At 64.6% G+C, this 26985-nt stretch carries 26 protein-coding genes and 1 tRNA gene; 13 read left to right on the top strand and 14 right to left on the bottom strand.

The features are described 5' to 3' along the window. The first annotated feature begins 171 nt into the window (after positions 1 to 171). From dapF to ACX3OZ_RS13520, 4 genes are all read left to right on the top strand, one after another. Complete coding sequence (gene dapF / locus ACX3OZ_RS13535; RefSeq protein ID WP_459104687.1) at positions 172 to 1023, top strand: diaminopimelate epimerase; 852 nt, start codon at positions 172 to 174, stop codon at positions 1021 to 1023. Then, positions 1023 to 2291 (top strand): tRNA (N(6)-L-threonylcarbamoyladenosine(37)-C(2))-methylthiotransferase MtaB, encoded by a 1269-nt coding sequence (gene mtaB / locus ACX3OZ_RS13530; protein ID WP_459104674.1) that lies wholly within the window; start codon positions 1023 to 1025, stop codon positions 2289 to 2291. Before dapF ends, mtaB begins: the two co-directional genes overlap by 1 nt. A gap of 40 nt (positions 2292 to 2331) precedes the next feature. Continuing rightward, positions 2332 to 3558, top strand: a complete 1227-nt coding sequence (gene ftsY / locus ACX3OZ_RS13525; protein ID WP_459104673.1) for a signal recognition particle-docking protein FtsY — start codon at positions 2332 to 2334, stop codon at positions 3556 to 3558. A gap of 94 nt (positions 3559 to 3652) precedes the next feature. Beyond that, positions 3653 to 4270, top strand: coding sequence for a septation protein A (locus ACX3OZ_RS13520; RefSeq protein ID WP_459094016.1), 618 nt, complete (start codon positions 3653 to 3655; stop codon positions 4268 to 4270). A 78-nt stretch (positions 4271 to 4348) separates the two neighbouring features. On the opposite strand, the gene ACX3OZ_RS13515 is transcribed toward ACX3OZ_RS13520, so the two are convergent. The 5 genes from ACX3OZ_RS13515 to tsaD form a co-directional block, all read right to left on the bottom strand. Continuing rightward, complete coding sequence (locus tag ACX3OZ_RS13515) at positions 4349 to 4753, bottom strand: DUF1761 domain-containing protein (protein WP_459094017.1); 405 nt, start codon at positions 4751 to 4753, stop codon at positions 4349 to 4351. An 83-nt stretch (positions 4754 to 4836) separates the two neighbouring features. Beyond that, positions 4837 to 5271: an EVE domain-containing protein gene (locus tag ACX3OZ_RS13510; RefSeq protein ID WP_459104672.1), complete on the bottom strand. Its 435-nt coding sequence runs from the start codon at positions 5269 to 5271 to the stop codon at positions 4837 to 4839. A gap of 4 nt (positions 5272 to 5275) precedes the next feature. Beyond that, entirely contained in the window at positions 5276 to 5569 is a 294-nt protein-coding gene (locus ACX3OZ_RS13505; RefSeq protein ID WP_459104671.1) for a YciI family protein, read from the bottom strand. A 5-nt stretch (positions 5570 to 5574) separates the two neighbouring features. Next, positions 5575 to 6561 carry an NAD(P)H-dependent glycerol-3-phosphate dehydrogenase gene (locus ACX3OZ_RS13500; protein ID WP_459104670.1) on the bottom strand — a complete coding sequence of 329 codons (987 nt, stop codon included), beginning with the start codon at positions 6559 to 6561 and terminating at the stop codon, positions 5575 to 5577. Beyond that, the gene (gene tsaD / locus ACX3OZ_RS13495) at positions 6551 to 7609 is read right to left on the bottom strand and encodes a tRNA (adenosine(37)-N6)-threonylcarbamoyltransferase complex transferase subunit TsaD (RefSeq protein ID WP_459104686.1); all 1059 of its coding nucleotides are present in this window, start codon (positions 7607 to 7609) and stop codon (positions 6551 to 6553) included. The genes ACX3OZ_RS13500 and tsaD overlap by 11 nt, the downstream gene beginning before the upstream one ends. Before the next feature lie 129 nt (positions 7610 to 7738). Between tsaD and hemC the strand changes: the two genes are divergently transcribed. From hemC to ACX3OZ_RS13465, 6 genes are all read left to right on the top strand, one after another. Further along, complete coding sequence (hemC, locus tag ACX3OZ_RS13490; RefSeq protein ID WP_459094021.1) at positions 7739 to 8680, top strand: hydroxymethylbilane synthase; 942 nt, start codon at positions 7739 to 7741, stop codon at positions 8678 to 8680. Continuing rightward, the gene (locus ACX3OZ_RS13485) at positions 8677 to 9405 is read left to right on the top strand and encodes a uroporphyrinogen-III synthase (protein ID WP_459104669.1); all 729 of its coding nucleotides are present in this window, start codon (positions 8677 to 8679) and stop codon (positions 9403 to 9405) included. Before hemC ends, ACX3OZ_RS13485 begins: the two co-directional genes overlap by 4 nt. A 26-nt stretch (positions 9406 to 9431) precedes the next feature. Further along, positions 9432 to 10625 carry a COG4223 family protein gene (locus tag ACX3OZ_RS13480; RefSeq protein ID WP_459104668.1) on the top strand — a complete coding sequence of 398 codons (1194 nt, stop codon included), beginning with the start codon at positions 9432 to 9434 and terminating at the stop codon, positions 10623 to 10625. Continuing rightward, on the top strand, positions 10622 to 11986 hold the full coding sequence (locus ACX3OZ_RS13475) for a heme biosynthesis HemY N-terminal domain-containing protein (RefSeq protein WP_459094024.1): 1365 nt from the start codon (positions 10622 to 10624) through the stop codon (positions 11984 to 11986). Before ACX3OZ_RS13480 ends, ACX3OZ_RS13475 begins: the two co-directional genes overlap by 4 nt. A gap of 13 nt (positions 11987 to 11999) precedes the next feature. Beyond that, positions 12000 to 12075 (top strand) — tRNA-Thr (locus ACX3OZ_RS13470). A gap of 106 nt (positions 12076 to 12181) precedes the next feature. Beyond that, positions 12182 to 12385 (top strand): hypothetical protein, encoded by a 204-nt coding sequence (locus ACX3OZ_RS13465; RefSeq protein ID WP_459094025.1) that lies wholly within the window; start codon positions 12182 to 12184, stop codon positions 12383 to 12385. A gap of 13 nt (positions 12386 to 12398) precedes the next feature. Here the strand turns inward: ACX3OZ_RS13465 and ACX3OZ_RS13460 are convergent, their stop codons facing one another. The 6 genes from ACX3OZ_RS13460 to ACX3OZ_RS13435 form a co-directional block, all read right to left on the bottom strand. Then, complete coding sequence (locus ACX3OZ_RS13460; protein ID WP_459094026.1) at positions 12399 to 12890, bottom strand: nucleoside deaminase; 492 nt, start codon at positions 12888 to 12890, stop codon at positions 12399 to 12401. Between the two features lie 19 nt (positions 12891 to 12909). Then, positions 12910 to 13911 (bottom strand): LLM class flavin-dependent oxidoreductase, encoded by a 1002-nt coding sequence (locus ACX3OZ_RS13455; protein ID WP_459104667.1) that lies wholly within the window; start codon positions 13909 to 13911, stop codon positions 12910 to 12912. 92 nt (positions 13912 to 14003) lie between these two features. Then, positions 14004 to 14534 (bottom strand): IMPACT family protein, encoded by a 531-nt coding sequence (locus tag ACX3OZ_RS13450; protein WP_459104685.1) that lies wholly within the window; start codon positions 14532 to 14534, stop codon positions 14004 to 14006. 208 nt (positions 14535 to 14742) lie between these two features. After that, positions 14743 to 15501 (bottom strand): N-acyl amino acid synthase FeeM domain-containing protein, encoded by a 759-nt coding sequence (locus ACX3OZ_RS13445; RefSeq protein ID WP_459094029.1) that lies wholly within the window; start codon positions 15499 to 15501, stop codon positions 14743 to 14745. A 144-nt stretch (positions 15502 to 15645) separates the two neighbouring features. Beyond that, a complete protein-coding gene (locus ACX3OZ_RS13440; protein ID WP_459094030.1) occupies positions 15646 to 17925 on the bottom strand; it encodes a putative bifunctional diguanylate cyclase/phosphodiesterase in 2280 nt (759 codons plus the stop codon). A 146-nt stretch (positions 17926 to 18071) separates the two neighbouring features. Further along, on the bottom strand, positions 18072 to 19307 hold the full coding sequence (locus tag ACX3OZ_RS13435; protein ID WP_459094031.1) for an extracellular solute-binding protein: 1236 nt from the start codon (positions 19305 to 19307) through the stop codon (positions 18072 to 18074). Between the two features lie 193 nt (positions 19308 to 19500). Between ACX3OZ_RS13435 and ACX3OZ_RS13430 the strand changes: the two genes are divergently transcribed. Continuing rightward, a complete protein-coding gene (locus ACX3OZ_RS13430) occupies positions 19501 to 19791 on the top strand; it encodes a 4a-hydroxytetrahydrobiopterin dehydratase (protein WP_459094032.1) in 291 nt (96 codons plus the stop codon). A gap of 17 nt (positions 19792 to 19808) precedes the next feature. Here the strand turns inward: ACX3OZ_RS13430 and ACX3OZ_RS13425 are convergent, their stop codons facing one another. Genes ACX3OZ_RS13425 through ACX3OZ_RS13415 form a run of 3 tightly spaced genes read right to left on the bottom strand, consistent with a single transcriptional unit; the run spans position 19809 to position 25622 of the window. Then, positions 19809 to 23273 (bottom strand): error-prone DNA polymerase, encoded by a 3465-nt coding sequence (locus ACX3OZ_RS13425; RefSeq protein WP_459094033.1) that lies wholly within the window; start codon positions 23271 to 23273, stop codon positions 19809 to 19811. Continuing rightward, on the bottom strand, positions 23270 to 24931 hold the full coding sequence (locus tag ACX3OZ_RS13420; RefSeq protein WP_459094034.1) for a Y-family DNA polymerase: 1662 nt from the start codon (positions 24929 to 24931) through the stop codon (positions 23270 to 23272). The genes ACX3OZ_RS13425 and ACX3OZ_RS13420 overlap by 4 nt, the downstream gene beginning before the upstream one ends. Next, positions 24816 to 25622, bottom strand: a complete 807-nt coding sequence (locus ACX3OZ_RS13415; RefSeq protein WP_459094035.1) for a hypothetical protein — start codon at positions 25620 to 25622, stop codon at positions 24816 to 24818. The genes ACX3OZ_RS13420 and ACX3OZ_RS13415 overlap by 116 nt, the downstream gene beginning before the upstream one ends. 242 nt (positions 25623 to 25864) lie before the next feature. Here ACX3OZ_RS13415 and ACX3OZ_RS13410 point away from each other — a divergent pair, with 242 nt between their 5' ends. Further along, on the top strand, positions 25865 to 26305 hold the full coding sequence (locus ACX3OZ_RS13410; RefSeq protein ID WP_459094036.1) for a tellurite resistance TerB family protein: 441 nt from the start codon (positions 25865 to 25867) through the stop codon (positions 26303 to 26305). A gap of 132 nt (positions 26306 to 26437) precedes the next feature. Further along, positions 26438 to 26971: an inorganic diphosphatase gene (gene ppa / locus ACX3OZ_RS13405; RefSeq protein WP_459094037.1), complete on the top strand. Its 534-nt coding sequence runs from the start codon at positions 26438 to 26440 to the stop codon at positions 26969 to 26971. Positions 26972 to 26985 lie beyond the last annotated feature (14 nt).

The following is a 26985-nucleotide window of genomic DNA, read 5'->3' as shown; positions in this document are numbered from 1 at the left end:
TAAACAATTCAAAGGTTTTTTCCTGCGTATTTTTCCGGCGCGCCGCTGCCGACGGGACTGCGGAACCATGCCAACGGCCGCACTGGCAATTTTGGGCTACATCCGCCATATAGTGGTCAATTCCAACACTCGCGGACGAGGCGACCAGTGAGCGGCGCGCCGTTTCTCAAGATGAACGGGCTGGGCAACCAGATTATCGTGGCCGACATGCGCGGCCGCGCTGACCGGATCACGCCCGCAGCCGCCATCGCCATCAATGCCGCCGAGGGCACGAAGTTCGATCAGATCATGGCCATCCATGATCCGCGCATGCCCGGCACCGTGGCCTATGTCGACATCATCAATTCGGACGGCAGCAGCGCCCAGGCCTGCGGCAATGGCATGCGCTGCGTCACCCAATTCCTTGCCGCAGCGGGCGAGCAGAAGCATTTCACCTTCCAGACCATCGCCGGCATCCTGTTTGGCGAAGAGCTGGCTGACGGCCAGATCACCGTCGATATGGGTACGCCGAAATTCGCCTGGTACAACATTCCGCTGGCCGAGGAATTTGCCGATACCCGCAAGATCGAGCTGCAGATCGGGCCGATCGATGCGCCGGTGCTGCATTCGCCTTCGGTTGCCTCGATGGGCAATCCGCATGCCACCTTCTGGGTGCATGACGATGTGTGGAACTATGCGCTCGACCGCTTCGGGCCGATGCTGGAAAACCACCCGATCTTTCCCGAGCGCGCCAATATTTCGCTGGCCCAGGTGATCGCGCCGGACAAGATCGTCCTGCGCACCTGGGAGCGCGGCGCCGGCCTGACCGAAGCCTGCGGCACCGCTGCCTGCGCCGCCGTGGTCAATGGCGCCCGCACCCGCCGCTCCGCCCGCAAGGCGACCGTCACCCTGCCCGGCGGCGATCTCGTCGTTGAGTGGCGCGATGACGACCATGTGGTGCTGACCGGCCCGGCCGAGCTGGAATGGACCGGCACGCTCGACCCGGCCTCGGGGCTGTGGGCGCGCAACGAGGTCGCGGCCTGATGGCTGTCGAAACCGTGACATTCGGCTGCCGGCTCAACGCCTATGAAGCCGAGGTTATGAAGCGCGAGGCCGAAAAGGCCGGGCTCGATAATGCCATCATCTTCAACACCTGCGCGGTGACCGCCGAGGCGGTCCGCCAGGCCAGGCAGGCGGTGCGCAAGGCCCGCCGCGACCATCCCGACGCCCGCATCATCGTCACCGGCTGCGCCGCCCAGACCGAAGCCCGCAGCTTTGGTGACATGGCAGAAGTCGATCTGGTGATCGGCAATAACGACAAGATGCAGGCCGAAAGCTACACCCCGCTGGTGTTTGGCTTGCCCCTCAATGACAAGGTGCAGGTCAACGACATCATGAGCGTGCGGGAAACCGCCGGCCATCTGATCGAGGGCATGGATGGGCACACCCGCGCTTTCGTGCAGGTGCAAAATGGCTGCGACCACCGCTGCACCTTCTGCATCATCCCGTTTGGCCGTGGCCCGTCGCGCTCGGTGCCGATGGGCATGGTGGTCGAACAGATCAAGAAGCTGGTCGGCAATGGCTATCGCGAAGTGGTGCTGACCGGGGTCGATATCACCTCCTATGGTCCCGACCTGCCGGGCGCGCCGACCCTGGGAAAGCTGGCCCAGGCCATTCTGCGCCATGTACCCGACCTGCCCCGGCTGCGCATTTCTTCCATCGACTCCATCGAGGCCGACGCTGCGCTGTATGACGTGGTGGCGAGCGAGCAGCGGCTGATGCCGCATCTGCATCTGTCGCTGCAATCGGGCGATGACATGATCCTCAAGCGGATGAAGCGCCGCCATAGCCGCGACGATGCGCTTTCCATTGTCGGCAAGCTGCGCGCTTTGCGCCCCGACATGGTGTTCGGCGCCGATATCATTGCCGGCTTCCCCACCGAGGATGACGCCATGTTCGCCAATACGCTGGCCATCGTCAGCGAGGCGGAACTGACCTACCTGCATGTCTTTCCCTATTCGCCGCGCCAAGGCACGCCGGCGGCGCGCATGCCGCAGGTGAGCGGCAAAATTGCCCGCAAGCGCGCCACCCTGCTGCGGGCGGCGGGTGATCGGCAATTTGCCAAGCTCTGCGCTAGCCGGGTCGGCCGCGTCGAGCATGTGTTGATGGAGCGCAACGGGCTGGGCCGCACCGCGCAATTCGTGCCGGTCAAGATGACGGGCACCCAGCCGGGCGATTTGCTGGATGTGCTGGTCACCGGGGTTCACGCCGACGGGCTGGTGGGTGAAACACAAAGAGTTGCGGCGGCGTGATAGAGACACGCTCGCATGGTTTGGAATTGAAGGCACATTTATGACCGACAAGAAGCCGGGATTTTTCAAGCGCCTGTTTGGCGGCGAGACGCCGGTGCAACCGCCCGCGCCGCCGGAAGCGCTGCCCGAGGCCGTGCCGCCGCCAGTGCCAGCCCCGGGGCCGGTGGCGCCGACGCCTGAGCCGATTCCAGAGCCAGCGCCTACCCCCGAACCGGAACCGGAAGTCGTGCCGCCACCCGGTCCACCCGAAACCACGCCCGACTATGTCGAGGAGGTGGAAGACCAACTGGTGGCCGCCCCTGCCCCGGTCGCGCCGCTCGCTCCGGTGACGATCGCCGAAGAGGCCCCGCGTCAGGGCTGGTTTGCCCGGTTGGCCGGTGGTCTCAAGCGCTCGTCGGATCAGCTGACCGGCTCGATCACCTCGGTGTTCACCAAACGCAAGCTGGATGCGGCGACGCTCGACGAGCTGGAAGACGTGCTGATCCAGGCCGACCTCGGCATCGAGACGGCCACCGCCATTACCGAAACCCTGCGCCGCGACCGCTTTGACAAGGATGTGTCGGGCGAGGATGTGCGCGCCGTGCTGGCCGCCGAAGTGGAAAAAGTGCTTGGGCCGGTGGCCCGGCCGCTGGAAATCGACCCGGCGCAAAAGCCCTTCATCATCCTGATGATCGGGGTCAATGGCTCGGGCAAGACCACCACCATCGGCAAGCTGGCGCAGAAATTTACCGCCGAGGGCAAATCGGTGATGCTGGCGGCGGGCGACACGTTTCGCGCCGCGGCGATTGAACAGCTCCAGGTCTGGGGCCAGCGCACCAATGCGCCGGTGATCACCCGCCCGGCCGGCTCCGACGCTTCGGGCCTGGCCTTTGACGCGGTGACCCAGGCCCGTGCCGAAGGCCGCGATGTGCTGATCATCGACACCGCCGGGCGGTTGCAGAACCGCGACGAGTTGATGAACGAGCTGGAAAAGATCATCCGCGTCATCAAGAAGGTCGACCCGACTGCGCCGCACGCGACGCTGCTGACGCTCGACGCCACCACCGGGCAGAATGCGCTGCGGCAGGTGGAGATTTTCGGCAAGCGCGCCGGGGTGACCGGGCTGGTAATGACCAAGCTGGATGGCACGGCACGCGGCGGCATTCTGGTGGCGATTGCGCAGAAATTCGGCCTGCCGGTGCATTTCATCGGCGTCGGCGAAGGCGTCGGCGATCTCGAACCCTTTACCGCCAGCGAGTTCGCACAGGCGATTGCCGGGCGGGAATAGCCCCAATCTGACCATGCTTGAGGCCTATCCCGCCCTTGCATGGGCGAGCCTCAGCGCTCACATTGCCCTTTGATGCCGTTTAGAGACCATTGCCATGACCGACAAAGCCGAACCCGAGCTCAACTGGGACGAATTGCGTCCCCAGCTCATCAAGATGGGGCTTGAGCTCGGTCCACTGGTGATCTTCTTCATCGCCAATGCCCGCGCCGATATTTTCACCGCCACCGCCTGGTTCATGGGCGCCATGGTGGTGTCGCTGGTGCTGACCTGGCTGCTGCTCAAGAAGATTGCCGTCATGCCACTGGTCACCGGCGTCGTGGTGCTGGTGTTTGGCGGGCTGACGCTGTGGCTGCAGGACGACACTTTCATCAAGATCAAGCCGACCATCACCAATGGCCTGTTCGCGGCGGTGCTGCTGGGCGGGCTGGTGTTCGGCCACTCCCTGCTGAAATATGTGTTTGGCGACGTCTATAAGCTCCGCCCCGAGGGCTGGAGCAAGCTGACGCTGAATTGGGGCCTGTTCTTCGTGGTGCTGGCCATCATCAACGAAGTGCTGTGGCGCAATTTTTCGACCGATATCTGGGTGGCGTTCAAGGTCTGGGGCGTGATGCCGCTGACGGTGATTTTCTCCATCAGCCAGGTCAGCCTGCTGAACAAATATGCCCCCGAGGCCGAGCCCAAGCATGTGCCGCCGATCGTGGTGGAGAGCTGAGGCTCCGGGTCTGCCCCAACCACCGCGTCACCCCGGCCTTGAGCCGGGATGACACCGAGTATGTTGAAACGTAGTGGCCTAGCCAAACACGCCGATGATGGCGCCATCGAGCAGCAGCACGACCAGCAGATAGCCGCCATCGATGACGGTGCGCGACCAGGGCGAGCCGGCATAGCGGTGGTTGAGCACCATGGATGTCAGCACAAAGCCCAGCCACATATGGGCGCCGACGATCAGCCCATTGGTGACGCTGAGCGAGCCGAGCAGCGCCGGCGTCAGCAGGGCGATGAAATAGGCCATCACCGCCAGGCACACCACCGACCAGATATAGGGCGTGTAATCGGCCCGGTTGATGTCTTCCGGCTTCTTGCCGATCGCGGCCAGCCATTGCTTGGAAAACAGCATATACCAGCCGGCGCCGGCGCCCCAGCTCACGACTGTGGCCAGCACGACGGCCAGCCAGTTGACGGCGAAATGCGACATGATTGAACTCCCCAAGCGCGCTTTTGCGCGTGGAGCAGGTTAGCGCCGCTCAGAGGGGATCGGAAGCAGCCAAATAGACGGGCTCAGAGCCCGCCCATCTTGCAAATCAGCTCCCATTCGGCCTGGCCGACCTTGGACACCGACAAGCGCGAAAGCTTGACCAGTTCCAGCTCGGACAATTCGGGCGTGGCCTTGACCGTGGCCAGCGTTACAGGCTTGGGCAGCGGCTTGACCGCTTCGACATCGACGCAGTCCCACACCACTTCGCCCTTGGCGTTGAGCTCGGCGGTGTCGTCAGGATGCGACAGCCCCACCACGCGGATGATGCCGACAATCTCCTTGCCGATATTGGAGTGGTAGAAAAACGCCAGATCGCCCAGCGCCATGGCCCGCATATTGTTGCGCGCCGCATAATTGCGCACCCCATGCCAGGCTTCGGGTTCGCCGCGCGCCGTCTTGGCCTGCATGTCCTCGAAGGAGAACACGTCAGGCTCCGATTTCATCAGCCAATAAGCCATGACACTAGGCCTTGGGTGACATGTGATCGAAGGCGATGCGCCAGGGCTTGATCTCGATGTTGCCGAAAATGCCCTCGGACACGAACGGATCGGCGTGGAAAATCGCCGTTGCCGCTTCGATCGTCTCGGCTTCCACCACCATCAGCGAACCCTCCGGCGTGCCGGTGGCGTCGAGCAGCGCGCCGGCCAGCCGCAGCTGCTGGCCCAGCCCTTCCAGATGCTGCAAATGCACCGGGCGCACGGCCAGCCGCTTGTCGGCAGTTCCGGGTGCGTCCTTGGCGATCATGGCGAACAACATGGGGTTCAATCCTCTCGTTTGAGTGGGCGGGACATTAGCCCCGCAACAATGGTGGCGATATTGGCCTTGCGGCTGAGCACGGCATTGACCGCCTGCACCAGCGGAGTATCGACATCGAGGCTTTTGGCGAGTGCTTCGGCCACCGGCGCGGTAGCGACACCCTCGGCCAGCTTGGCGCCGCCCGCCAGGATCGCCTCGACGCTCTCGCCACGCCCCAGCGCCATGCCGAACTGATAATTGCGCGACTGCTCCGAAGTGCAGGTCAGCGTCAGGTCGCCCAGCCCGGCCAGCCCGGTGAGCGTTGTCGCCGAGCCGCCCATGGCCGACACCATGCGGGCCATTTCGGCATAGGCGCGGGCAATCAGCGCCGAACGGGCCGACGCGCCGAGCCCGGCGCCATCGACGGCGCCGCAGGCCAGCGCATAGACATTTTTCAGCGCCCCGGCGATTTCGACGCCGATACGGTCATCGGCGGCATAGGGGCGGAAACTGGGGCCGGCCAAAGCCGCCGCCAGCATTGAGGTGGCTTCGGCATCGTCCCCGGCCAGCGTCACCGCCGTGGGCCGACCCGCCGCGACATCGACGGCAAAGCTGGGACCGGACAGCACATAGGGGATGGCACTGGGCGCCATATCGATGAGGATTTCGCTCTGCCGGTCCAGCGTGCCGGTCTCCAGCCCCTTGGCCGAGAGGATCACCGGCCGGCCGGCCAGCAACGCCGGATCGAGCGCCGCCAGAGCGGCCCGGCTCGATTGCGCCGGCACGGCGAGAATGATGAAATCGGCGGGGCCGGCGCTGGTCGCGGCGGTGATGGCGGGATGCAGCTGCTGGGCACCGAGATAGCGGGTGTTGGTATGCTGGCTATTGATTTCGGCGACCTGTGCCGCGTCCCGCGCCACCAGCGACACCTGGCGGCCGGCCATCGCCGCCGCTTGTGCCAAAGCAGTACCCCAAGCGCCGCCACCGATGACGCTGACAGTTTCAAGCTGCATCGGGGCTAATCCTCATATCGTCGAGATCGAGCGGCCAGCGCGGCCGCGCGGTGAAATCGAGGGTATTTTCGACGCCCAGCGCGAAACGTTCCGCCCCAGCCCAGGCGACCATGGCGCCATTATCGGTGCACAGCGCAATCGGCGGCACGATCAGCGTGGCACCGGCCTTGGCGCAGACGGATTCGAGCGAAGCCGCGATGGTGCGATTAGCTGCAACGCCGCCGGCCACCACCAGTTGCGGCGCAGCATCGGGCAATTCGGCCTTGAACCGCTCCAGCGCCTGCCCGGCCCGCACCGCGACCACTTCGGCCACTGCCGCCTGAAAGCTGGCGGCAATATCGGCAACATCCTGATTGCTCAGCGGCGCCAGCGCTTCGGCCTGTAGCCGCACCGCGGTCTTGAGCCCGGAGAAGGAAAAATCCAGCCGCGCCTCGCGCAGCAGCGGTCGCGGAAATTTGAAGCGTTTCGGATCGCCGGACTTGGCGAGCTGCTCCACCGCCGGTCCGCCGGGCGGGCCGAGGCTGAGCAGCTTGGCCACCTTGTCGAAGGCTTCGCCCAGCGCATCATCGATGGTGGTGCCCCAGCGCTGATAATCGCCGACGCCGCGCACCAGCACGAATTGGCTGTGGCCGCCCGACACCAGCAGCATCAGATAAGGGAATTGCACGCCATCGGTCAGCCGCGCCGTCAGCGCATGGGCTTCCAGATGATTGACCGCGATGATCGGCTTGTCCAACGCGGCGGCCAAAGCCTTGGCCGTGGTGAGCCCGACCAGCACGCCGCCGATCAGCCCCGGACCAGCGGTGGCGGCGATGGCATCGACCTCGTCCAGCCTTATGCCGGCCTCGCGGCAGGCCTGGGCGATGATGTGATCGAGATAGGTGACATGGGCGCGCGCCGCCAGTTCGGGCACCACGCCGCCGAATGCCGCATGTTCATCGAGCTGGGTTCGCACCACATTGGACACAATCGTGCCCTGGCCGGCTGCGTCGCGCCGCACAATGGCGGCCGCGGTTTCATCGCAGCTGGTCTCGATACCAAGGATTATGGCTGGCGCTTGCCCGGTCACGACGAACTGGTTACTCCCTCTGGAGCAGAATGCAGAAAAGCTTGTGCCGGGTTTCGCGATAGCGGCGAAATTCAACGACGGCCCTGCCTACTATAGGAAGCAAAGACATTGCAATCGTCAGCCCCCTTCGCCCGGATCGGAACGCGCGGTAGTCCGCTGGCACTGGCCCAGGCGCGGCTGGTGCGGCGCCTGTTGAGCGAAGCCAACGGCGTGCCCGAAGACGACATCGCCATCGAGGTGATTTCCACCGGCGGCGACCGCAGCCAGGCCAGCAATGCCAGCCTCGAAGAAATCGGCGGCAAGGGCCTGTTCACCAAGGAAATCGACGAGGCCATGCTGTCCGGCCGCGTCGATATCGGCGTGCATTCCAGCAAGGACGTGGCCACGCGCCTGCCCGACGGCATTACGCTGGCGGCCTTCCTCGAGCGCGAAGACGTGCGCGACGCTTTCCTGTCAGTGAAGGTGCAAAGCCTCGACCATCTGGCCGAGCGCGCTAAATTCGGCACCTCCTCGATTCGCCGCGCCGCCCAGGTGCGCCGGGTGCGGCCGGATCTCGAAATCGTGGCATTCCGCGGCAATGTCGGTACGCGGCTGCAAAAGCTGCTCGACGGTGTGGCCGATGCGACGCTGCTGGCCATGGCCGGGCTGAACCGGCTGGGCGAGGGCCACCGCGCCACTGCCTTGCTCGACCCCGAAGTGTTTTTGCCCGCGCCGGCGCAAGGGGCAATTGGCCTCGCGGTGCGCAGCGACGATTCCCGCATGGCAAAACTGATCGCGGCGCTGGACCACGCGCCAACCCACACCATGATCGCCGCCGAACGCGCCATGCTCGAAGTCTTGGACGGCTCCTGCCGCACCCCGGTGGGGGCGCTGAGCCGGCTCGACGGCGACACGGTGACGCTGCGCGGCCAGATTCTCAGCCTCGACGGCCAAACTGCCTTTGAGAGCGGCGCCAGCGGCGGTGACCCGCTGGCGGTTGGCCGTCAGGTCGGCGCCGATCTGCTGGCGCAGGCCGGCACCGATTGGCTGGCCCAGTGGGCGCGCCAATGAGCCGGATGCTGGTGACACGGCCGGAACCGGATGGCCAATCGACGCTGGACCGGCTGGCGGCGCTCGGCATTGAGGCCGTCGCCGCGCCGGTGATGACGCGCCAGACGCTCGATTCCAGCCTGCCGCCGCCGGATGGTTTTACCGCCGTGGTGCTGACCAGCGCCAATGCGGTGCGCTCACTGGCAGAACGCAACATGGTCGAGCGCTTTGCCCATCTGCCGGTCTTCGCTGTGGGCGATCACACGGCGCGCGAGGCCTCTGTCGCCGGTTTCGTCCGGGTCAGCAGCGCCGCCGGGGCGTTTCAGGATCTGGTCAATGCCATGCGCATTGCCCGCCTGCCCGGGCCGATCTTTTACCCCGCCGGCAAGCATCAGAGCGCCGATCTGGCCAAGGCGCTGGCCCCGCTCGGCATCATGGTGGTCACCGCCAAAGTCTATGAAATGGTGGCGATCGACGCCCTGCCCGAGACCATTCTGGCGCAATTGGGCGACGAGATCACCGCCGTGCTGGCCTATTCGCGCCGCTCGGCGCAGATCTTTGCCGAACTGGCCGCGTCGATCTCGCGGGAACGGCGGCGCAATCTGGCCGTTCTGTGCATGTCTGAAGCCGTCGCCGGGCCCCTGCTCGACGCCCGCTTCAGCCGCATCAGCCTGGCCGACCGGCCCGACGAAGACGCCATGTTGGCGCTCGCACTGGCTTTTGCCCGCGAGCAAACTGGGCCATGATCGGCCTCCACGAATGAGGACAAGCCATGGCGGACCCAAAGGGCACTGATTCCAAGCCAACCGGCCCGGTAAAGCCGCCGGTGCTCGACCTCAAGGCGCGCGAAGCCAGCGCTGGCCCGTCCGCGAGCAAGCCTGCGCCCGACAAGGACCCGGCGCCCAGCCCCAAGCCAGCTGTCGCGCCGCCCGTGGTCACACCATCGCGCTTTGCCCTTGGCGCCGCCGTGGCCGGTGGCGTGCTTGGCCTCGCGGCGGCTTATGGGCTGGCCTGGTTTGGCCTGTGGCCGACGCCGCCGGCGGCCCCTGCCCCCGCCGATCCGCGCCTCGCCCAGTTCGCCAGCGCCATTCCCGAGTTGGAGACAGTGACCCAGACCACCCAGGCCGAGTTGGCGACGCTCAACCAGCGCCTCGGCGCGCTGGAAAGTGCCGAACCGGCAGCGCCAGCCACCGCCACCGGCGAACCCGCCGATCTCAGCGGCGTTGAAACCGATATTGCCGCTTTGGCCGCCCGCATCGACCGGCTGTCCACCGCGCCCGCCCCCACCGCCGATACCGGCGCCGTGGATGGCTTGCGGGCCGAACTGATCGCGCTGACCACACGGCTTGATGAAGTCGCCGCCCGCCTCGGCACCGCCGAAGCCGGGCTGCGCAGTCTCGACACCACCATGACGGCGACCACCGCGACACTGGCCGAACAGCCCAGCGATATTGGCGCAGTGCTGCAATTGCCGCTGATTCTGTCGGGCCTCGACACCGCCTTTGCCACCGGCCGCCCCTATGCCAGCGAACTCGCTGCCCTGCGCGCTGCGCTGCCGTCGGCCGCCATTCCCACGGCGCTGGCCAACGCGGCCACCACCGGCCTCGCCCGCCCCGACGTGATTGCCAGCCGCTTCGCCAACGTGCTGCCCGCCATGCTGGCCGGCCGCCGCGCCAATCCCGACGCCCAATGGCAGGATGGCGCGCTCGACTGGTTCCGTTCGGCCATCGCCCTGCGCCCCACCGGCGAGATCGACGGTGATTCGCCCGAAGCAGTGATGTCACGGCTTGAAGGCGCCATTGCCCGCCGCGACTTTTTGAGCGCCGAAAGCCTGCTAGCCACTCTGCCCGCGCCAATGCTGGCCGCCGCCGAAGATGTGCCGGCGCTGGTCACCAGCCAGGCCGAAGCGGCGCGCTTCCTCGACGCTGTGCGCGCCAACGCGCTTTCCGGCGAGGTCAAACCATGATCCGTCTCGCCTCCTGGATCGTTGGCAGTCTGGTCGTCGCCGCCATTGCGGCCTGGCTGATCGCCCTGCCCGGCACGCTGACGCTGGAAGCCGGCGGTTATCGCATGCAGCCCCGGCTCGGCGCGGCCATCGTCATGTTCCTCGTGGTGGCGATTGTCGTCATCTTCCTCTGGGCCATCATCCGCCGCATCCTCGCCGCGCCGCGCCATATGGCCCGCCGCAATCGCCAGCGCCGTCATGAACAGGGCGTCGAGGCGCTGTCCGACGCCATTGTGGCGCTGCAGGCCGGCGACCCCAGCCGCGCCCGCGCTCTGGCCCGCGACGCGCAGGCTCGCCTGCCCAGCAATGCCGCTGCCCGCCTGCTCGAAGCCCGCGCCGATCTGGCGCTGGGCGATATGCCCGCTGCCCGCGAGCATTATCGTGCGCTGATCGCCAATGAAAAAACTGCTGTCGCGGCGCTGACCGGCCTCTATGACCAGGCCCGCGCCCAGCACCGCCCCGAAGCAGCGCTGACCTTTGCCCGGAAAGCCTTGGCGCTGGCGCCGCAAAGCGGCTGGGCCGCCGATGCCGTCTTCAACGATCTGGCGCAGCGCGGCCAGTGGGCCGAAGCCGTCGCCATGGTCAATGTCGAACAGGCCAGCAGCCGCGAGGACCGCGCCCGCAAGCGCCGCCGCCAGGCCGTGATCGAAACCGCCCGCGCCCGCGAGGCCGAAACCAGCGCCCCGCTGGCCGGCCTCGACCACGCGCTCACCGCCCTCAAGCTGTTGCCGGATTTTGTGCCGGCGGCGCTGATCGCAGCGCGCATCCACATCAATCGCGGCGAGACGCGCAAGGCGATGAGCCTGCTGCGCCGCATCTGGCGCGCCACCGGCCATCCCGACATCGCCGCGCTCTATGCCCATGCCCAGCCCGGCGCCTCGGCGGTGGAACGGCTGAAGCGCCTCGGCGAAATCATCGAGAGCCCGCCGCCCAGCCGCGCCGCTGGCATGGCCCTGGCCCGCGCCGCCATCGACGCCTATGACTGGCCCCGGGCCCGCCTGGCGCTGGAGCCCTTTGCCGGCTCCGACGCCACCCAGGGTGTCGCCAGCCTGATGGCCGAAATCGAAGAAGGCCAGAGCGGCGACCAGGGCAAGGCCCGCGAATGGCTGGCCCGCGCCGTCCGCGCGCCGCGCGACCCGGCCTGGACCGCCGATGGGCTGGTCAGCGACGAATGGGAGCCGATCTCGCCGGTCACCGGGCGGCTGGACGCCTTCGAATGGAAGGTGCCGATGACGGTCACCGGCCGTGCCAGCGCGCCCACATTGCCGCAATTGCCTGTGGAACTCCCGTTGCCTCTTGCACCGGCCGCCAACCCAACGTAAAAGGCCACCCGTTGCCGCTTTAGCTCAGTTGGTAGAGCACATCATTCGTAATGATGGGGTCAGGTGTTCGAGTCACCTAAGCGGCACCAGTTTCCTCCATTCAAATCGGCACGATATTATTGGGCCGGGGCGAGATTGGTCGCAGCCCCAGCCACAGCGCCGAACCATGGTTGACCGCCATTTGACTGGAACAACATGTCCACCGATTTTCGCCGTCACGACACGACCGCAAAGCACCTCTCCGCTGCTGATCGCCAGAAATACGCGCTGAAGAAGGCCGAACTGATCAGGCTGCAGGCGGCGCAGGCGGCTGCCGACGAGCAGCTCAACGCCTTCTTCTGGCAGTGCTTCGAAGATGACGAGGAGGACGAAGGCGAGGATCCACAGCCGATCGCTTAAGCTGCTGTCCGGGCTAGCCACCGGACCTGGCGTTGGCGTGGAACGCGATGTGCAGCTGCCGAACCTGCTCGGCAAATTCCTCGACCGGTCCGACGACTTGCGCGTTGTTGATGATTTCACTGATCGACAGCGCCCGCACCGGCGACGCCGGTACATTGAGTTCGGCTAACCACTCCCCCAGCTGGTGGCAGGAGCTGGCATAGACGATGCGGCCAAGGCCGACCCAGCCATGCGCGGCGGCACACATCGGGCAGTGTTCGCCCGAGGTGTAAACCGTGGCCCTGGCCCGCTCTGCCGGCGCCATATTGTTGGCCGCCCAGCGCGCGATGGCGAATTCGGGGTGCTGGGTGTGGTCGCCGCCGGCCACATGATTGTGGTCCTCGAACAGCACTTCCCCATCGGACGACACCAGCACCGAGCCAAAGGGTTCATCGCCCGTTGTCAGCGCCTGTGCGGCCAGCTCGACACAACGCTGCAAATGCCGGCGATCCACGTCAGTAATCATGGCTGTACTCCTCAATTCATCACCGGCCAGCGAAAATACCGGCCAGCAGCTCATGCGAGCGGCGGCGGGCGTGATGGTCGGTGATCAGGTCCTGAATCATCAGCTCGTCCGGCTGGGTTTCCTCAATCATGCGCCCGATCATAGACGCAACGCGCGCCGGATCGCCAATGACAAAGCGGGGCCAGGCATCGTCTTCAGCGCGAATGACGCCGCCGAAATGGGCAATCGCCTGATCGGGGGTGGTAAGACGCTCGGCAAATTTGCCTTCCGACAATTGCGCATACATGTGCCGCACCGGCATGGCCTGGCGCTCGGCTTCTGCAGTGGTATCGGCGCACACCACATGGATGGCCAGCATGGTGTGCGGCTGTTTGAGGCCCACCAGCGCCGAGGACTGGAAGCCCTGTCGATAGTTGCGGATGGCCGATGCCGCGCCATCCGGCGAAATGAAGCCAGCAAACACATAGGCCAGACCGAGCTGCGCCGCCAACAGCGGGCTGGACTGGCTGGAGCCTAGCAATAGCGGCTCCGGTGCACCCGGCACATCGGGGGCAATGGCCACCTTGGCAAAGGGATGGTCGGCCGGCATGGCGTTGTTGATCCACGACAGCAGCTCGAATACCTGCTCGGCATAGTCGTCCACCCGCTTACCATCGCGGTGCCGCATCAACGCCACATCGGCCACCGGACCGGCAAAGGCCCGACCGATGCCCAGATCGATCCGCCCCGGATACAGCGCGTGCAGCGTCCTGAACTGCTCCGCGACCTTGAGCGGGCTGTAATGGTTCAGCAGCACCGCACCCGAACCAATGCGAATTGTGCTGGTCTGCGCCGCCAGATGCGCAATCAAAACCTCCGGCGCCTGTGACGCCGTAGAGGCCGACCCGTGATGCTCAGCCACCCAATAGCGCTTGAAGCCAAGCGCTTCAGCGCGCTGCGCCAGATCAACCGCATTGGCAAAGGCCTGCGACTGATCGCCATCGACCGGGGTTGGGCAGATATCAACGATAGAAATTTCCATACGGGAGCGGCTCCTGCTTCAATTGTCGAGTGTAGGGGCTGGTGCCGCTCAAGGCCAACGACACGGTCGCGCTTGGCCGCGACGAAACGCCTTCATTCCTCGAAGCGCAGCAGTGCCCGCCCGCTCGTCAGATCGGTCACCAGCCGTGCCACCGCGTCCGCATCGCTGCGTGGCACGGCAAGCGCCCATTCGGCGCCACTGTCGTTGAATGTCGTGCCCTGCATCTGCACGCCGGGCAACGCACCAAGCCGCGCCTGCAACAGCGCCAGGTCGCCAAACAGGCACGTCACCATGGCCGGTATGGTATCGATGAGTGGCGCCTTGTCGGCGTTGCGCAGGCACAAGGCGGCGGTGCCGCCATAGGCGCGGATGAGCCCACCGCTACCGAGCAGCACGCCACCGAACCAGCGCGTGACCACGACGGCGACGCGATCCAGCGCCTGCCCATCAATAGCCTGCAAAATAGGCTTGCCGGCGGTGCCACTGGGCTCGCCGTCATCATTGAAGCGGTAGCTTTGCCCGACCCGCCACGCCCAGCAATTGTGATTGGCCGTGGGATCGGAATGGGCTGCCACAAACGCTTTGGCCGCGTCGTCATTATTGACGGCGCCAGCGATGGCAATGAACCGGCTTTTTTTTGATCTCCTGTCGGTCGTTAGCCGTGGCCGTCAGGGTGTAAAGGGTGTTCATACAGTCACATAACAGGAGGGTGGCGCGACATGTAGTCCCCCTGGTTCAGCCCATAGGTTCCGGAGTGAAGCGGGCCCGTCCCCGACACTTATTCAACTGTCCGATCAGAACCGGCGTTGGGCCGGCCCCCTCGTTGATCCGCTACGCGGTTTCCGTAGCCCCGACCAGGCGCAGGCGATGGGCCTGGCGGGCGGTGGGCGTGATGGCGGAGAGCGCGTGGCCGGCGGGGCCAAACAGCACCTGGCGTTCTTCGGCCGTCGACATGAAAAACGGAAACCGGTCCATGATGCGGTCGTAGATCACCGGCACCTTGGCGCCGAACAGGCAGACCGGGAAGGTCAGTTCGCCCCAATAGCCGATGCCCGCCATCTGCTCGAGCCCGAACACCCGCTTGTAGAACGGACCATGTTCGGGGCGCACCGAGGAGATGCAGTAGGTGGTGTCGAAATGCTCGCAGGCCATTACCGCCATGCGCAATGTCAGATAGGGCAGCGCCGGATAGGCCAGCGAGGCATCATGATCGGCGGTGAAGCGGCTGGGATCGACATAGCTGCCGCCAGAATCGATGATCGCGCCCAGCACATCGGGCCAGATCCGTCGACTGGGCGAGGTCGGGTCCTCGGCCGTGGCGATGTGCAGGCGGATGGAACTGACCAGCTTGTCGTCGATATAGACCCCGAAACAATAGCAATTGCCCGCGTCGTCATAGGCGTCGCGGGTGATCTGTTCGGAATTGATCGGGATGAACTCTTCGCGCCGATAGGCCTCGTAGCGCAGCCGATACACCGGATCGAGCTGCTCATCGATCGAGACGCGGCGATACTGCACGCGATCCAGCAAATCGATCAGGGTCAGCGCGAAGCGCGAGGTCGCGCCGCTTGCTTGCGTTGCCGCACTCATCACCAATGTCCCCATTATCCCCGTAGTGGCGCCGGGACATTAACCTTTCGTTAGCCATAACGGCATGGGGAAAAATGACGCTACCCGCCGACCAGAGGCGGATAGATCGACAATTGATTATGGTTTACAAAGCGTTAACGGTGATTAACCATGCCGACGGTTTGATCGCACCACCGACCGGGCATTAAGCCGACCGATCAATTCGCCGATATCGCGCTCCGGCAGTGGCCGGCTAAAGAAATAACCCTGCACCTGCTGGATCTCGGTCTGCTCCAGCATGGCGTTGAGCTGGGCCTCGGTCTCGACGCCTTCGGCGATCACCGTCAGATCGAGATCGCGCCCCAGCCGGGCCACATTGGCCAAGAGCCGCAAAGCCCGTGGATTGCTGGCGATATCGGCCACGAAGGAGCGGTCGATCTTGAGCTTGGTGAAGGGCAGCGCGTTGAGATAGCTCAGCGAGGAATAGCCGGTGCCAAAATCGTCCAGCGCGATGGCAATGCCCTTGCCGGCCAGCTCGCTGAGCACGCGATGGGCAATCTCGTATTCCTCGATGACCGCCGTTTCGGTGACCTCGACTTCAAACCGCTTGGGATCGAGACCGGAACTGGCCAGGGCCTGATCGACCAGCCCCCCCAGATCATTGCCCCGGAAATCACGCGCCGAGATATTGACCGCCACGCCCACATCGCCCGGCCACTGGCTGCATTGCGCCGCCGCCCGCAGGATCACCCAGGCGGTGATCTCGGAAATCAGGCCCATCTCTTCGGCCAGAGGAATGAAGGTCGAGGGCGGAATCAGGCCCAGCTCGGCATGATCCCAGCGTGCCAGCGCCTCGCAGGTCACCACCTTGCGGGTGGCAATATCGAGCAGGGGCTGGAACACCAAAGTCAGGTCACCATTCTGCAGCGCCTCGCGCAGATCGCTCTTGAGCCGCTGGCGGTAATGATAGTCGATATCCATCTGGGCATGGAAAATCTGGCTGCGGGCCTTGCCGTCGCCCTTGGCCGCATATAGCGCCAGATCGGCCTTGGTCATCAGATCGTCGAGCTGCTCACTGACATTGGCACTGGTGGCCAACCCGACACTGACCTTGACCGTCAACGTCAGCCCCTCAAGCTTGAACGGCGCGGCGAAGGCGGCGAGCATGGCATCGGCATCGCGCTGCGCCTGGGCGGCATCGCCCACCGCGCCGCGATAGACGACGAATTCGTCGCCACCCAGCCGCGCCAGCACGGCTTCGGCCGGCAATGTCTGGCGCAGGCGATGCGCCACCTGCAACAGCAATTCATCGCCCACGAGATGGCCGAACGTGTCGTTGACATGCTTGAAATCATCGACGTCGACAATCATCAGCGACACGAGGCGCGGCAGAGCCCCGGCAAAGCGCCTTGCCTCCATGTCCTCACTGGCCAGTTCGCCGAAATAGGGGCGGTTGGGCAGCGCCGTCAGCGCATCATGTCGCGCCATGAAATTGATGCGCTCTTCGGAGGCAATGCGCTCGCTGATATCTTCGAACAGCAGCACGGTGGCCTGATGGCGGGCGCTGACCGACACTTCGTAATAGCGCCCCGCCGGCAGACAGAGCAGCACCTTGCCCGAGACATGCCGGGCGATCACATCCAGCAGCCGGTCGACGGCGGTGCGCGGCAGCACGCCGCTGGCCCCAAGATTTTCCAGCACTTCGGCGACCCGCTGCCCGATCAGGTCAGGCAGGCCGAGCAGGCTGAACAGCCGCACCGCGCGTTCATTGGCCACCGAGATCACGCCACGCTCATCGAGCATGCACAGACCATGCTCCAGCGTGGTTATGGCCATATCCAGCTCGCTGGCCAGCCGCGACGCCTCGACCCGGCCATGCACCGCGCTGAGCAGGATGGAGCGAATGTCTCCGGCCAGCTTGCGAAAGCTGGCCAGCATGACGATCAGCAACGCCGCCAGCACCGGATGAAAAATGTCGCCATGCAGGAAAAAGCCAACCGCCATCGGCACGATGACGCAGAGCATCTGCAGCGTCACCAGCCGGTCGAGACCGAAATTGCGGGCGCAGACCCCCACCATGGCCGCGATCGACAGCGATACGCTGGCCAGTTCGGCGAAGGGGTCGTCGACCAGCAGCATGGCGAACAGGCACCAGAAGCCATAGACCAGCCCCAGCGCCGTACCACTGGTCAGCGCCCGGTTTTCCCACTGTGCGGCGGCTTCGGCATCGTCATTGTCGATCGCCGCGCGCCAGAAGGCCCGCATGTTGAAATAGCGCAGCAGACCGATGATGATGAAGGCGAGGGCGATGAGATAAAGCGGTATCGACTGGGACCGATAGGCCGTCAGCGCAGCCGTCAACGCGCTGGCAAAGGCGCCAGCCAGCATCGCACGCCGGTCACCATAGACCGATCGGATGATCGACACGTAGTCGAGCGCCGGCATTGTGTTTCGCGCCGAGGTAAACACCCAATTCCCCTTATTCCCACGGATCAAAGCGCTTCAGGGATTAATATCGCCTTGCCAGACCGCTCCGGACGCCGATTTGGCAGCGATTTTCCGAGCGGAAAGGTGAATAACAGCTTAACCGGCTACCGATCGGCGTAGGCCAATTTGAGCGCCGCTACGGCCATGGCGGGTGCCATGGTCGGGGTGTTCCAGAAGCTATTGGCCACCGCCCAGACCGCTGCCACCCAGGAGGGCGAGGCGGTCAGATGCGGCGTCGGCAGGGCGAAATCATCCCGATCCAGCGCCCCCAGCACCAGTTGCGAACAGGCATCGATATCGCCATGGGCATCGAGCCGCACCGGCGTCGAGCCCTTGGCGGCGGCAAAACGGGTCTGGGTAGCCACCTCGACCACCGCAGCGGCGAAATCCCGTTCGGCGGCTTCGATCTCCGGCGCCATGCCGCCGAGCAGGCCCCAGCTGTCGACGGTGACCGGCAGATGCGCAGCACCGGGCACGAACAGGCAGCCATAATCATCGGTTTCACTCTTGCTGGCGGCGTGCCACTCGCCCTTCATCCAGTCGCCCTGCAATTGCAGCAGGGCCTGGCCCTGGATGACCTGGCTGGTGGCCATGTTCCAGTCGCGGTTGACCGCATCAGCGTCGGCTTCCTGCTGGAAGCGCCGCAACCAGGCAAACACCGCCAGCAGACTGGCATCGTCAAACACCGCCGGATCAATGGTTTGGCCATAGAGCCCGGCATAAACGCCCGCCGCGCCCAGGCTCGCCACCAGCGCATGGGTAAGATAGCCGACCTGCCAGGGTTGGGCGCCCAGCGCCAGCGGCTGGAAGCCGGCGGCACGGATGGCGGCAAAATCGGCCCACATCGCCTCGAGCGACGTCCAGCCTGCCGGATCGACCCCCGCCGCCAGAGCGACGGCGCGATTATAATAGATCATCGCGTCGGCATGAATGGTGGCGGGCGTCTTGACGATGGCGCCATCGATGGTAATGGCGTCGCGCACCACTTGCGGCAATTGCGCCAGCACGCCGCTCGCGGCAAATTGCGCACCCAGATGCAGCAGTCGTCCGTCGGCATCGAGTGCGCGGTAGATATCGGGCTGCAATTGCAGGAAGACATTGGGCGTCGCCCCGGCCGCGATCAGCTCCACCACATCGATATCGCCACTGGCATCATGGGGTATCGACAGCGGCACCCAGCCATGGCCCCGGGTTTCGAGCACATCGCGCAGCACATTCAGCGCCGCCAGTTCGGCCGGCGCGGCCCAATTGTGATAGACTACGAGATCGGCGGCGGTAACGGTCGGAACTGCCAGCCCACAGGCCAGGATCGGAGCGGCGAAACATCTCGTCCAGATCACGCGCGGGTCCTTGGATGGGTGGAGGTTGATGGGGCGGGCGAGCGGCCTCAAAATTTACCGCGCTGCACTCGGCCATGTCCTCCGCACGCTGCGACCAAACTGCTTGCCATGGCGTTAATGCCCGCCATGGTAGCGTCGCTTTGCCCGGCTAGTCTGGCAGCTGGCAGACCCAGTTTTGGAGACAGGTGACAGCATGGTCGAGACGCTGAGCAGCAAGCAACGGGAAGAGGCCCTGCGGGACCTCAAGGGCTGGATTTATGACGAGGCGGCGCTGGCCATCGAGCGCGCCTTCAAATTCAAGGATTTTTCCGAAGCCTTCGGCTTCATGGGCCGGGTGGCGCTGGCCGCCGAAAAAGCCGGGCATCACCCGGACTGGTCCAACAGCTACAACAGCGTGACCATTCGCCTCTCCACCCACGACGCCGGCGGCCTCAGCGCCAAGGATATCGCCCTGGCCAAGGCCATCGACAAGATTCTGGCGTAACCGCTTCAACCACAGCGTCAGTGAAAGTTGCGCCCGCCCGGCAGCGCGGCATAGGCCCGGCGGCGGGCGATGTCGATTTCTCGAGTGGCATTGCGGTCCCGACTCGCCCCATCCGGCGGCCCCGACTTACCTTCGTCGGCCCGCGCCACCACGACATCACCGATATCCTTGCCATGCGACAGATCTAGCAAATGCGGCGTCAGATCTTCCATGTCCTCGGCAATGATATGGATCACCAGCCCCTCGCGCTGCAGCTGTCCGCGCACCGCCAGCATACGGCTCGACAGCAGGGTTTTGCGGATGCGGTCGTTTTCAAACAGGCTCGGCCAGACCACGATATTGGCCACCCCGGTCTCGTCTTCGAGAGTGGCGAAGATCACCCCGCTCGCCGTGCCGGGCCGTTGCCGCACCAACACCAACCCTGCCACCTCGATGCGATGTCCTGGCGTCACCGTACCGAGATTGACCGCCCGCGTGGTGCCGCGCACCTGCAACAGCGGACGGAGGAACTGGACTGGATGCCCCTTGAGCGAGAGTGACAGCGTCGCATAGTCGTGGATGACCTCCTCGCCCGGCTGCATCAGTGGCAGGTTTCCGGCCTCGTCTGTCATCAGGGCCGGCGGCAATCCGGCAGCAGAAAATAGCGGTAATGTCTCGGCGCCATGCGTGCCGATCAGGCCTTTGACAGCCCAGAGCGCCTCTCGTCGATTGAGCTTCAATGAAGCAAAGGCATCGGCCTTGGCCAGCTTTTCAAGACTGGCGATCGGCATGCCTGTCCGCAGCCAGAGATCACGTATGGACTCATAGCCCGCATCGCCACGCGTCTCGACAAGGGCGGTGATGTCCTTTTCGGCCAGCCCCTCGACGCTGCGCAGCCCGAGCCTGAGCGCCTTGGTGGTTTTGATGTGCTGTTTCATCTCGGCATGGCGGGGCCAGACATGCTCGGCAGTTTCCCAGCCGTCAGCTTCCAGCATGCAATCGAAGGTCGAAAGATTGATATCGGGAGGCCTGATCTCGACGCCATGCTCGCTCGCGTCCCGCACGAGCTGGCTGGGCGCATAAAACCCCATGGGCTGCGAATTGAGCAGCGCGCAAGCAAACACATCGGGATAGTGGCATTTGAGCCAGCACGAGGCGTAAACCAGCAGCGCGAACGAAGCCGCGTGGCTTTCGGGAAAGCCATATTCGGCGAAGCCTTCGATTTGGGAAAAGCAGCGCTCGGCAAATTCGCGCTCATAATGCCGCCCAGGATTGTTCAGCATCCCGTTGATGAATTTATCCTTGAAGATGCTGATCTTCCCAGTCCGTCGCCAAGCGGCCATGGCCCGGCGCAACTGGTCGGCCTCGCCAGGGGTAAACCCCGCACCCTTGATCGCCATTTGCATGGCCTGCTCCTGAAACAGGGGGATGCCCAGCGTTCTTTCGAGCACCATATCCAGCGGATCGTCGGGGTCCGCTTTCCAGCTCTTGTCCTGTCGACGCTTCAAATAGGGATGCACCATGCCGCCCTGGATGGGGCCGGGGCGAACGATGGCGACTTCGATGACGAGATCATAAAATTCAACGGGCTTCAGCCGTGGCAACATCGACATCTGGGCCCGGCTTTCGATCTGGAACACCCCGATCGTGTCGGCCCGGTGGGTCATTTCATAGACCGGCCGGGCCCGCTCTGGTTCATCGAACTCTTCATTCTGCAGCTCGGCGAGCGTTACCTCGCGCTCATAATGCGTTTCCATGAGATCGAAGGCGCGCCGGAGACAGGTCAGCATGCCCAGAGCCAGGATATCGACCTTGAGGATTTTAAGCGCGTCGATGTCGTCCTTGTTCCACTCGATGATGGTGCGGCTATCCATTGCCGTTTTGCTGATCGGCACCAGGCTTTCCAGTGAATCCCGCGTGATGACGAAGCCACCCACATGCTGGCTGAGGTGACGCGGAAAACCGCGCAGCACCTTCACCACTTCGAACATCTGCGCCAGCACCGGATCGTCTGGATTGAGGCCGATGGCCGCAACATTTTTCAGGTTGAGGCTGGAGCCCCAGCCCCAATGCAGCTGATTGAAAGCGCTGATCGTGTCGTCGGAAATTCCGAACACCTTGGCCGTTTCGCGAATGGCGCTCTTGGATCGGTATGAAATGACGTTGGCGGTCAGGCCCGTGCGCCGACCACCATATTTCTGGTAGATATACTGCATCACCTCCTCGCGCCGCTCGTGCTCGAAATCGACGTCGATATCGGGTGGTTCGTCGCGCTCGGTCGAGATGAAGCGGCTGAAAACCAGATTGGCCTTGCGCGGATTGACCTCAGTGATTTCGAGGCAATAGCAGACCGTGGAATTGGCCGCCGAGCCGCGGCCCTGGCATAGGATGCCCTTCTCGTAACGGGCATAATGGACGATGTCATGCACGGTCAGGAAATAGGCCGCGTAGAACTTTTCATCGATCAGTTGGAGTTCGGTCCGGATATTGTCGGCAATATCGTCGGGTACGCCGCCGGCAAACCGCTTGGCAGCGCCGGCCCAGGTGAGACGCTCCAAGGTCTGTTGCGCCGTTTCGCCATTGCCAACGGTTTCCTCGGGATAATTATATTCGAGCTGCTCGAGAGAGAATTCGATCCGCTCGATAAACCGCTGTGTCTCTGCAATGGCCTCCGGAAATCCAGCAAATAGCCGGACCATTTCGCGCGGGGGGTTCAAATGCCGCTCGGCATTCGCGCCGAGCAGAAAACCCGCAGCTTCCAGCGACACATGCTCGCGGATACAGGTGACCACATCGGCGACAATGCGCCGGTCGGGCTCGTGATAAAGCACATCATTGCTGGCGAGCATCCATGCCCCGTGCCGCTGGGCCAAGGCATTGATACGGTTGAGACGCGCACGGTCATTGCCATCGAAGCGAGGAGTACCGACCACCCAGACCTGGCCGGGCACTTGCCGGCTCAGCTGATCGAGTGTTTTTTCGGTCAGCCCCCAGTCGCTTTCATCGGGCATGAGGATGAACAGCTGGCCTTGCGAATAATTTTCCGACGGCCCCTGCTCGGTTTCCGAGGCTGGGTCATTGGAACCAAAAAGATCCTTGAAGAACAGTTTTGGGCTACCCTTCTCCCCGCGCTGATTGCCGATGGTCAGCAGTTTGCACAGCCGCCCATAGGCTACCCGGCTGCTAGGATAGGCGATGATGTCCGGTGTGCCGTCGGCAAAGCACAGCCGCACGCCGACGAGGTAACGGAAATCGGGCCTGATCTCCTTGTTGTCCCGGGCCGTCACATAGCCCCGCACCACGCCGGCGAAACTGTTGCGGTCGGTGACACCAAACGCGCTCAGCCCCAACGCCATGGCCGCTGCCACCAGTTCTTCGGGGTGCGAACCACTGCGCAGAAAGGAGAAATTGGTCGTCGACACCAGTTCGGCATAAGGCGCGACCGGCGCTGGCGGTCGGCGCCGCGCCGTCACCGGCAGGGTGAGCGGAACCACCTGGCTCATGCGAAAAATCCGTGCAGATACCAGACCGCTGGCTCGTCCGGCCGGTGGAAGCCGTGACGGTAGATCCAGAAGCGGCGGCCGGCGGCGTCTTCAACGGCGTAATAATCGCGCGTCACGCCATCGGGATCGAACAGGTCCAGCTTGGGGACATAGGGCGTCGGCTCCCCCTTTTCCGGCGGCGCGGGGGGCACCAATTGCAGGCGCTGGCCGCTGCGCCACCATTCCGCGCCCAGCCGCTCGGGGCCCGAGGCGCGTTCGATCTTGTAGCTGTCGCCGCGCCACAGCATCGAGGCCGGCAGCCCGTCGGGCACTTCGGCATTGATATTGACCCGCTCGGGCACCGGCAACAGCCGCAGCGGCCGCTCAGGCAGCGGCCAGGCCGCGGCGCGTGGTGGCAGGGCGCCGCTCGCCAGCGCCGGCACCAGCCGCGCCGCCCGCTCGGGAATGTGGCTGGCCACCATTTGCGTGCGCAACACTGCCAGCGGCCCGAGCCGGCTGCTCATCCGGTCATTGAGCTGGTCGAGATCCTCGGCCACGCCCTGATGGGAAAAGGCCCCCAGCTGCACCGCATCGAGCGGCGCCAGCGAACTGGCCGCCAGCCTGATCATGTCGATGCCGAAGCCGGCATCATAGGCGCCCTCGAGCCGTTCCGAGCGATGGCTGAACAGCTTGCTGATATGTTCGGGGTCGCGGGTCAGCCGCGCCGAATTGACCGATAGCGTCATCACCTTGTGGTCGACACGATAGAGGAACAGGTGAAATGCCTGCGCCCCCTGCCCTTCGGCTTCGAGCCGAACCCCGAGCTGGATGGCCAGATCATGAGTGGTCATCAACACATCATCCATCAGCCCGATCGGCTCGGCGAACCGCCGCTCGGCATAGCGCTCGGCCGGCGGCAGACGCGGTGTCATCCGTTCTTCGAGCCCGCCAAAGGCCTGATCGAGTCGCACCAGTAGCGACATCCCGAAGCGCGCCTGCAGCGCCTTGCGGTCCCGGCCGCGCAATTGGCCGATCTGTTTGAGCCCCATCTGGGTGAGGCCGGCAATCTGCGCTTGGGTCAGCCGCAGCGCCTGCACCGGCAGCGCCTCGATAATGGCCTCCATATCGGCGCTTTCGACCACCTGGCTGCGGGCGAAATGGCTGACGCCCCAGGCCGCGCCAATGGTGGGGGCGATGGCGCCGGCGACACTATAGCCGAGTTCGCGCAGCCGGCTCAGCAGCAGGCGCAGCATGGGCCGCTCGCCGCCGAACAAATGCGCCACCCCGGTGATATCGAGCACCAGATCGCCAAAGCCACTGACCTCATCCAGCACCGCCACCAGCGGGCTGGCATTGGAATGCCAGTCGGCAAAATCGGCAAAGCCGGCTTCGAGCAGTGGACGATCGATTTCGCGCACCGTCAGGCCCGGCAGCATGGCCCTTGCGTCAGCCAGGTTCTGCCCGACATGCAGGCCCAGCCGACCCGCTTCGGCATCGATGGCGGCCAGTCGCAGCCCGCCCTTGATCCGCTCATACAGCGCCAACGGCCCCTTGAGCTGGGGCTCACGCCGTTTGAGATAGTCGGTCGGCCAATGCGGCAGGAACAGCACGAGAAAGCGCCGCGGCCCCGCCGAGCCGCTCGGCAGCATTGGCGTGAGCAGGCAGTGTTGCAAATCCATTTTCCGTCCAACCCAGCAGCCAATTGGTCTGCTTCTTGAGGAGCGTTGCTTTTTCCAGTTCGACGCGCCAACGCTGCGCCCCCGGCGCCCCGGCATCCCAACGCCGCAGCGCGCTGGGAGACGGCGACAGGCGCCAGCGCAACTGCGCCGCACTGGCCTGGCGCGCCTGCCCATAGCGCAGCATGAAGATCGAGCCGCCGGTGGCCGCCGCCCGCAGGCTGAGCCGCCGGCTGGCGGTAAAATCGAGCAGCTTGGCATGGCCGCCAATATCGGCCACCACCGCCGCCACGGCGCGGCAGGCAATCGCCTCCTCGGCGGCCCAGAGCAGCTCGCCCATCGTGGCGGCCCGTACCAGCACCAGTGCGTCAGGATCAAAGCCAAAGCTGAGCAGTCCCGGCCCATAAGGCAGGCCCAGCTTCTGCGCCTCGTCGGCCAGCTGCAGATAGATCACCGCCAGCCGCTGCCCGGTGAGCAGGCCCCGGGCCTGGCCCAGGGCGAAGCCGAGCAGCGCGCCGGCATTGCGCCGTTCATCGGTGTAGATTTCCTGCAGCAAGCCGCCCGCAAATTGCGGGAAATCTGCCGTCGGTTGCGCCACCTGCGCCCGAGCCTCGGCCAGCGCCGGCTTGCGTTCGATATCGGCAATGCTGTCCCGCAGCGCGGCGAGGCGCTGCTGGCGATCGGGCGAAAGCATCGCACCAACCCTTCCTGAGCAAGTGAACAAAACAGGAACATTTAGACTCCGAATCTCCGAAGAGTCGAGTCCTTTCGCTGCCCCCGGTGTGGCGCTTCCGCATCAAGCCGGGTCAAGAGCGCGTGACCGGGCCTCGCGCCCATTGAGGAAATCGCGCCGCCTGCTTAACTCTGAACTGCCTGCCTCCCGGTGCGCACAAGCCTTTCGTCACTCCCCTCGCACCCCGAAGGAGGCCCTGCGCCATGTTCGAGGCCATTACCCGATTGTTCAACAAGCCGGAAACGGCGCTGTCCACCCATGATCCCAAGCTGGCGGTCGCCGCCCTGCTGGTGCATCTGGCCGCTGTCGATGGGCAGATGAAGGACGCGGAGCGCAACGCCATCAAGGCGGTGCTGCAGGAGCATTACGAGCTGGACGAAGCCGCCGTCGACCGGCTGGTCAAGGACGCCGCCTTGCGCGATGCCGAGGCGGTGGATTTCTACCGCTTCACCCAGGGCCTGACCCAGCTGCCGATGGATGACCGCATCGAGATCGTGCGGATGATGTGGCTGGTGGTGTTTTCCGACAAGAAGAACCACGAGCTGGAAGACAATATGGTCTGGCGCATCGCCGAGCTGATCGGCGTTTCCAGCCGCGACCGCACCATTCTGCGCAACCAGGTCGGCAAGGCCGCCAAGGACTAAGCCCCGCCGCCAAATCGCGTGGGTGTGACAGATAGGCATAGCTGGCACACCCGCAATCGGCTTGCGTTTACGGCCTGTGTTGGGCACAACGCAGGCACTTTGTCGCCTCCCCGCTGCACGAGAGCTGAAGCCATGAACATCGACGCCATCCCCACCGGCAAGAACCCGCCCGACGATCTCAATGTCATCATCGAAGTGCCGATGGGCGGCGAGCCGATCAAGTACGAAATCGACAAGGCCTCGGGCGCGCTGTTCGTCGACCGTTTCCTCTATACGCCGATGCGTTACCCGGGCAATTACGGCTTCGTGCCCCACACTCTGTGCGGCGACGGCGATCCGCTCGACGTCATCGTCATGAATTCGCGCCCACTGGTGCCCGGCGCGGTGGTCCGCTGCCGCCCGATCGGCGTGCTGTTCATGGAAGACGATGGCGGCCAGGACGAAAAGATCCTCGCCGTGCCGGTGCAGAAGCTGACCCGGATGTATGATTCCATCCAGGATATCGGCGACATGCAGGCCATCCAGGTCGAGCGGGTGAAGCATTTCTTCACCCACTACAAGGATCTCGAGCCCGGCAAATGGGCCAAGATTTCCCATGTCGGCGGCTATGAGGATGCCAAGAAGGTGATCCTCGACTCCATCGAGATGCACAACAAGGCGAAATAGGCGGCGCCTTATCC

The organism is Devosia sp. A369 (assembly GCF_054489345.1).
Note: the sequence above shows the minus strand (reverse complement) of the source record. Positions and strands in the feature narration are given on the sequence as shown.

What these genes read in the sequence shown, in the direction of transcription:
- ACX3OZ_RS13430 (WP_459094032.1), top strand. Translation starts at nt 19,501, where the DNA reads ATGGTCGAGACGCTGAGCAGCAAGCAACGGGAAGAGGCCCTGCGGGAC.
- ACX3OZ_RS13455 (WP_459104667.1), bottom strand. Translation starts at nt 13,911, where the DNA reads ATGGAAATTTCTATCGTTGATATCTGCCCAACCCCGGTCGATGGCGAT.
- ACX3OZ_RS13440 (WP_459094030.1), bottom strand. Translation starts at nt 17,925, where the DNA reads ATGCCGGCGCTCGACTACGTGTCGATCATCCGATCGGTCTATGGTGAC.
- ACX3OZ_RS13420 (WP_459094034.1), bottom strand. Translation starts at nt 24,931, where the DNA reads ATGGATTTGCAACACTGCCTGCTCACGCCAATGCTGCCGAGCGGCTCG.
- ACX3OZ_RS13425 (WP_459094033.1), bottom strand. Translation starts at nt 23,273, where the DNA reads ATGAGCCAGGTGGTTCCGCTCACCCTGCCGGTGACGGCGCGGCGCCGA.
- ACX3OZ_RS13410 (WP_459094036.1), top strand. Translation starts at nt 25,865, where the DNA reads ATGTTCGAGGCCATTACCCGATTGTTCAACAAGCCGGAAACGGCGCTG.
- ACX3OZ_RS13465 (WP_459094025.1), top strand. Translation starts at nt 12,182, where the DNA reads ATGTCCACCGATTTTCGCCGTCACGACACGACCGCAAAGCACCTCTCC.
- ftsY (WP_459104673.1), top strand. Translation starts at nt 2,332, where the DNA reads ATGACCGACAAGAAGCCGGGATTTTTCAAGCGCCTGTTTGGCGGCGAG.
- ACX3OZ_RS13485 (WP_459104669.1), top strand. Translation starts at nt 8,677, where the DNA reads ATGAGCCGGATGCTGGTGACACGGCCGGAACCGGATGGCCAATCGACG.
- ACX3OZ_RS13460 (WP_459094026.1), bottom strand. Translation starts at nt 12,890, where the DNA reads ATGATTACTGACGTGGATCGCCGGCATTTGCAGCGTTGTGTCGAGCTG.
- ACX3OZ_RS13500 (WP_459104670.1), bottom strand. Translation starts at nt 6,561, where the DNA reads ATGCAGCTTGAAACTGTCAGCGTCATCGGTGGCGGCGCTTGGGGTACT.
- ACX3OZ_RS13475 (WP_459094024.1), top strand. Translation starts at nt 10,622, where the DNA reads ATGATCCGTCTCGCCTCCTGGATCGTTGGCAGTCTGGTCGTCGCCGCC.
- ACX3OZ_RS13445 (WP_459094029.1), bottom strand. Translation starts at nt 15,501, where the DNA reads ATGAGTGCGGCAACGCAAGCAAGCGGCGCGACCTCGCGCTTCGCGCTG.
- ACX3OZ_RS13520 (WP_459094016.1), top strand. Translation starts at nt 3,653, where the DNA reads ATGACCGACAAAGCCGAACCCGAGCTCAACTGGGACGAATTGCGTCCC.
- dapF (WP_459104687.1), top strand. Translation starts at nt 172, where the DNA reads ATGAACGGGCTGGGCAACCAGATTATCGTGGCCGACATGCGCGGCCGC.
- mtaB (WP_459104674.1), top strand. Translation starts at nt 1,023, where the DNA reads ATGGCTGTCGAAACCGTGACATTCGGCTGCCGGCTCAACGCCTATGAA.
- ppa (WP_459094037.1), top strand. Translation starts at nt 26,438, where the DNA reads ATGAACATCGACGCCATCCCCACCGGCAAGAACCCGCCCGACGATCTC.
- ACX3OZ_RS13505 (WP_459104671.1), bottom strand. Translation starts at nt 5,569, where the DNA reads ATGTTGTTCGCCATGATCGCCAAGGACGCACCCGGAACTGCCGACAAG.
- ACX3OZ_RS13510 (WP_459104672.1), bottom strand. Translation starts at nt 5,271, where the DNA reads ATGGCTTATTGGCTGATGAAATCGGAGCCTGACGTGTTCTCCTTCGAG.
- ACX3OZ_RS13480 (WP_459104668.1), top strand. Translation starts at nt 9,432, where the DNA reads ATGGCGGACCCAAAGGGCACTGATTCCAAGCCAACCGGCCCGGTAAAG.
- ACX3OZ_RS13515 (WP_459094017.1), bottom strand. Translation starts at nt 4,753, where the DNA reads ATGTCGCATTTCGCCGTCAACTGGCTGGCCGTCGTGCTGGCCACAGTC.
- ACX3OZ_RS13415 (WP_459094035.1), bottom strand. Translation starts at nt 25,622, where the DNA reads ATGCTTTCGCCCGATCGCCAGCAGCGCCTCGCCGCGCTGCGGGACAGC.